Origin of the sequence: Microcoleus sp. AS-A8, from assembly GCA_039962225.1 — a bacterium.
Lineage (GTDB): Bacteria > Cyanobacteriota > Cyanobacteriia > Cyanobacteriales > Coleofasciculaceae > Allocoleopsis.
The window spans coordinates 1-5,120 of record JAMPKV010000052.1 but is presented as its reverse complement, the minus strand read 5'-3'; the positions used below and the strand labels follow the sequence as shown (position 1 = coordinate 5,120).

At 46.7% G+C, this 5,120-nt stretch carries 3 protein-coding genes; 1 reads left to right on the top strand and 2 read right to left on the bottom strand.

Annotated elements, in window-relative coordinates; genetic code table 11:
* A partial coding sequence (locus NDI48_32055) for an IS630 family transposase (GenBank protein ID MEP0835805.1) occupies positions 1 to 106 on the top strand: 106 nt, incomplete at its 5' end.
* A 197-nt stretch (positions 107 to 303) separates the two neighbouring features.
* On the opposite strand, the gene pgsB is transcribed toward NDI48_32055, so the two are convergent.
* Positions 304 to 1,542 carry a poly-gamma-glutamate synthase PgsB gene (gene pgsB, locus NDI48_32050; protein MEP0835804.1) on the bottom strand — a complete coding sequence of 413 codons (1,239 nt, stop codon included), beginning with the start codon at positions 1,540 to 1,542 and terminating at the stop codon, positions 304 to 306.
* 616 nt (positions 1,543 to 2,158) lie between these two features.
* Positions 2,159 to 5,120, bottom strand: a 2,962-nt coding sequence (gene pglW / locus NDI48_32045) for a BREX system serine/threonine kinase PglW (protein ID MEP0835803.1), incomplete at its 5' end; no start/stop codon positions are given.

Sequence of the window (5,120 nt, the reverse complement as noted above, 5' to 3'; positions counted from 1 at the left end):
GTGGGCTGTTTTAAAGACATGGATGAAACAGAGATTAAAAGAATTTCAAACTGTCAGAGAATGCGTGGATGCTGCCTTTAAAAATTGTCCTAACGTATGCGCGTAGCGCTATAAATGAAGTAGACAGCGAAAGATAAAGCTAAGCTAGTGATGCACCAAATAGGGGATAGTAAAAACAAAACAATGATAAACCCAGGAACAATTACACCTCCTGGTATGACTCCGTAACGATCCTTATAGGCGATCGCTACAAAAGCTCCAATATTGAGTGCTAGTCTATGGATTTCAGGTGTATTTGGAAGTTCAAACATTCACTCTCTCTGCTTCAACCATTTCAGTGCTAGCCGCTGCTTCCAGTTCAGGCTGTCCCTCAAAGTAATGCAGCATGGTCTCAGCTTGAGGTGTGTGAATATTGACGGTGCCTATCAGCAGAATCTTTTCTGAATTAGCTTTTGAGGCAATTTGAGCCAGCAGATCTATGGCGGAAGCACTTTTGAATTTGGAGGAATTTCCTAAGTTAAGGACTCGAGTGGGTTCATGATTAAATACTTCATTCACGACTTGCTCATAATCCCCAAATGTAACCACAGGGTTAAAGTTCAAGTCATTGGCTAGATTGGCAAAAAGCTCAACTCTAGTAGGGCGATCGTGCCGATTATTGAGAATGACAACTCTTTGATATTCAGGATATTGCTTAAATAGCTTTTCGCTGAGTTCTACGAAACTCTCACGGTCATTCACTGCAAAAAGATTTGCCCAGGCAATTTGACATCCGTGAAACGGCACAAATTGCACACTGAAAGCACCTGGATCAGCTACAGCTTTCTGCATAGCTTTGAGCGCTTGATCTTTAGGCAGTTTCAAGATTTTGGCAATCTCATATCCAATGGCAATATTGTCCTCAATTGCAAAATGGGCAAAGCCTCCTAAATCAGCTATATCAACCGTTTCCTTACTGGCAACTCGCATTGTAGAGTTTTTGCTTTTAGCATTTTTCTCTAGAATCTTCAGGAGCTTCGGATCAGTTTCGGCGGTGATTAAAATCCCGTTCCTAGGAATAGTGTTAGATAAAGACTCTGCAATCTCCTCTAAAGTCTCCCCCAGATATTCAGGATGGTCATAACGCACATTCGTAATAATGCCAATGTGCGATCGCATTACTTTGTCTTCTAGCCACTTTGCATAGACCGGATTAACGGCCATGCACTCCAGCACTGCTACTTCTGCTTTCTGACGGCTGAAGTCTTTGACAATTTTGACCTGCTCATTCACATTAGGATATCCTTTACGGCCAAAGTCGTAATCTTGGCCATCAGGACGCAAAATCCGAGCAGCACTACCTGTGGTCTTACCGAAGGTGTGATATCCCGCTTCTCTAAACACGGCTGTCACATATCGAGTGACAGTGGACTTGCCTCTAATGCCGTTTACATGAATTCGCCATTGAATTTTGTCTCGTTGCTCTTGAAAGTTGAGATAGCCTACTAAAAGCCAAGCAACGTAAAAGTAAAAACTCGTTAAAGATAGTAAAAAAACAGTCATCAATGACCTTTAAGATGAGTATTTTGATTGAAACGACGCAGCAGAAACCGCCACATTGTTAAATGTGCCAAACTGGTTGAATCCGTCATCAATCCTTATCGTTTGAAAATTAAGAGCTAGTGGAGATGCCGGAGAAAAATTCAACAACTGTATTTAAGCTGCTGCCCACATGAAGCTAACTTCTAACTAGGAACCAAACCCTACGTTAAAAAGAAGTTTATTACAATCATTGAACAGTCTATAGACACTAGCTTAAAGATTTCTATTGCTCAGCAGGTAGACTGCTCTAGTGCTATGTCATCATAGTTAAATCTCCTGATCATGAGTTGGGAGCGAAGCCAAGGCTTGGAGGTAAGAGGCCGCCCTTGGCTAAACTTTTGCTTTTCTATGTTTTGTTAAGAACTTATAACATTAATTGTGAGTATTTGTGCCATTACATACTGCAACCATTACTTATTCTCCTGGAAATTTTTATTAAAGTCTCCACCTTAAGACATACATACATACCTAAAAGGGCACATCAAAAAAGATACTTGAGTCTGCTCCTCCGGTTTTACGCCAAAATCCGCCTAGCGTAAGCCTAAAAAAGATTGAAAAAAGTCTACTTACCGAAAATCTATAATTGATATTTGTCCTGGCGAATTAGAAATCGCGGTTGAGTAATTGTATTCTCCACCTCCATTGCAACTCGCAATGCGGCGATCGCCAGCTTCGTTCTCAACGGTTCATCTTGAATAGAGCCACGAGCCAGCAAGATTGCTTCCGCCAGCTCCTCTACCGTCATCACGCCGCCTGCACCACCCAGAATTTCAACCACGTCGCTCCGCAATTTGGTAATTGCCGGTTCTTTTGCCCAACGGCTTTGAAACTTACCTACCCAATGATTCACAATTTCAGGAGTCTTATTTAGATGCTCCGCCACATCCGCCTGTCCTGCCCAGCGATCCGTCATTCCCGGATTCAGACCCAATAGTGCCGTCTGAATCTGGTGAACGTGTTCTCCCTCTTTGGAACCGGCACGAGTAACCTTCTGCATCAATAAATCAATACTGAGCTTCCCACTCTCGGCTTGTTGACCTTCAACCGTCTTGGTTACTTCCAGCGCACTGTCCAGTGTTCCCAACCGCTGACGCAAAATTTTGACCGCCGTTGAAATTTCGCGACGGGTTGGATTACCAACCCCACGCAATCGGCTCAAGATACGCGGTGAAATGCTCAGTAAATCCTTCACCGTCAAAATATTGGCTCGATCTAACGCATTAGTTGCCCTTGTTCCCAATCCCAGTTCAGAAATCGAGGTATCAAACCCAGCATCCGCCAATAGTTCACGCAGTTCTGATTCATTCTCATGATCTGAGAGTGTACCGGGAGCCTCAATTCCCTCAAAACAATCCCGCCATGCCCGCAGCATCTCCTCAGCATTGTCAAATCGCTGCCGAGGATCGCGGCGGAACGCCTTTTGGAAAAACTCTGTTAAGCCATCCCGCAAACTGGCATCAAACAGTTCAGCGTCGATCGTAATCTCACAGGTAGAGTGAGAGGGATCGGTGGTGCCATCGCCCCACTTGGGTAGCACTCCAGTTGCCAACTCATAAAGCGTGACGGCAGCAGCATATCGTTCCGCATGAAGCTCCCATCGCGGCGGTTTGCGGAGTTGTAGTAACGGATCGAGATAGCCTGCTGTACCGGCTCGAATATTTTCGATTGGGGCTTTAGAGAGCGAAAAATCGAACAAGACCAGATGTAAGCGATCACCTCGTCCCACCTGCCCCACCGCAATATTGTCAGGCTTAATATCACGATGGTTGGTTCCCTGTTCTTCTAGATAATTCACCACATCCAGCAGGTCTTGTCCAAACCGCTGCAACAGGTCTATGTGTAACCGCCCCTCTTTCCGCAATCGCTGTCCCAGCGTTTCGACTAGCCGTTTATCCTTCTCCACAAACACCGGACGCATCAGAAACGCCACTCGTTTTCCAATCTCCAGCGCCTCACAGAATTCTACGATGTGAGGATGGCGCAGTGGTTGTAGTGCTTCCACTTCACTTCTGAGTCGAGCATTATCGTCTGGGTCATTCGCTACCTTGAGAACAAACTCTTGCCCATCCCGTTCAACCAGCAGCGCCGTGGAGGTCGCCCCTTGTCCTAATCGTTTGATCACCGTGAGGCGTCCCGGCAACAAATCACCCTGCTGTGCCTGCGTTGGATTCTCAACCAGTTTATGCTCCAGAGCTAACAGTGTTTCCTCAACTCCGTCCAAAATGTTCAAAAAATCGGCAACGGAATCGATGCGATTCGCCACATCTGGATGGGTGCTGTATTCAATCAGAAATTGCAGAATTTCCGGCGCACCATTCAAAACGGAGCTAATTTGTAAGCCTTTCGTTTCACGCAGTTTACGGCTCAGTTCTAAACCGTTGACAGCCGGTGCTTCACCTGAAAATAGATGGAAGGCGATCGCACCTAGGGAGAACACATCCAAATACTCCCCAATCATTCCCTCATCGGTTAACGCTTCGGGTGCCAGATAAGCCGTACTGCTGTCTTCAACGAGGCGATCTACATGCGAGGTCGCTGACACTTCGCGGGAGGCTCCGGTGGTCGAAGCATCGGTTCTGTACCCCACCTGCCAGTTGTACAGTTTGACTTTTGGCAGTCCGCCATCGTGTTCAGTCACCAAAATGCTTTGAGGAGATAAGCCCCGATGCACTACCTTCTTTTCATGGGCAAAACGAATCACCTCAGCAATCTGACGCAGCAGATTGAGTCGCACATCCACACTCAATGAGTCTTTCCGTTGCGCTAAATAATGGTCAAGCCGAATCGCGGATGGGTCGTATTCAAAGATCAGTGCTGGTCCCAGTTCATATTCGGTGTAGTTATCGCACCGCAAAATGCTGGGATGGGGTTGGAGCATTTCTAACAGTCGAAACTCGCGTAGCGCCGCACGTTCAATCATTTTACGATCGTCTTCTGCGGCTTCGGTGCGAACTAAATACACGCGCACCCGACGCTTTGCTTTAGGGTTTTGAGTATGAGTCGCTCCCCAATCTTGATAACCCGGTCCATTATCGATTGTCTGATCGAGCTTGTAGTCACCTACCTTACGATGCCGCTCTGAAGGGCGAATGCCAGCCTGCTCCATCGCTTGACTAATCATCTTGACCGTAGGACGGTCGTAGGTTCCTCTTGGGTACGGGTCAACGCCAGGACACTCTCGCTGCAAAATTGCTGCCATAATGCCCGCTCGTGCCCCTCTTGTTCCAGTGGGTATCAGGTCGCGCAGGCAAACTCGGTATCGTGCGGTTCCTTGCAGTTCACAGCGAAGCTCTGGAGCCGAACAAAACACCAAGGCTTCGATAAACGGAATCTGCCCTCTACTTCGGCAGGCTCTTTGCCGTTCTAGCAGCGAGCGCAACTTTTTAGCTTTGGTGTTGGTTGCAATTAGCGGGTTGTTGCTGGTATGGAGGTGCGAATCGTTGGCTAGAAACCAAGGCAAATAAAGATTAGGGGGATTAGCCGCAAGGATATAGAACCTTGACAACTGAATGACCATGTAGGTGAGAGTCAGTATCCTA

Excerpts from the sequence above, each read along its gene's own strand:
- pgsB (MEP0835804.1), bottom strand. The coding sequence starts at position 1,542 with ATGACTGTTTTTTTACTATCTTTAACGAGTTTTTACTTTTACGTTGCT.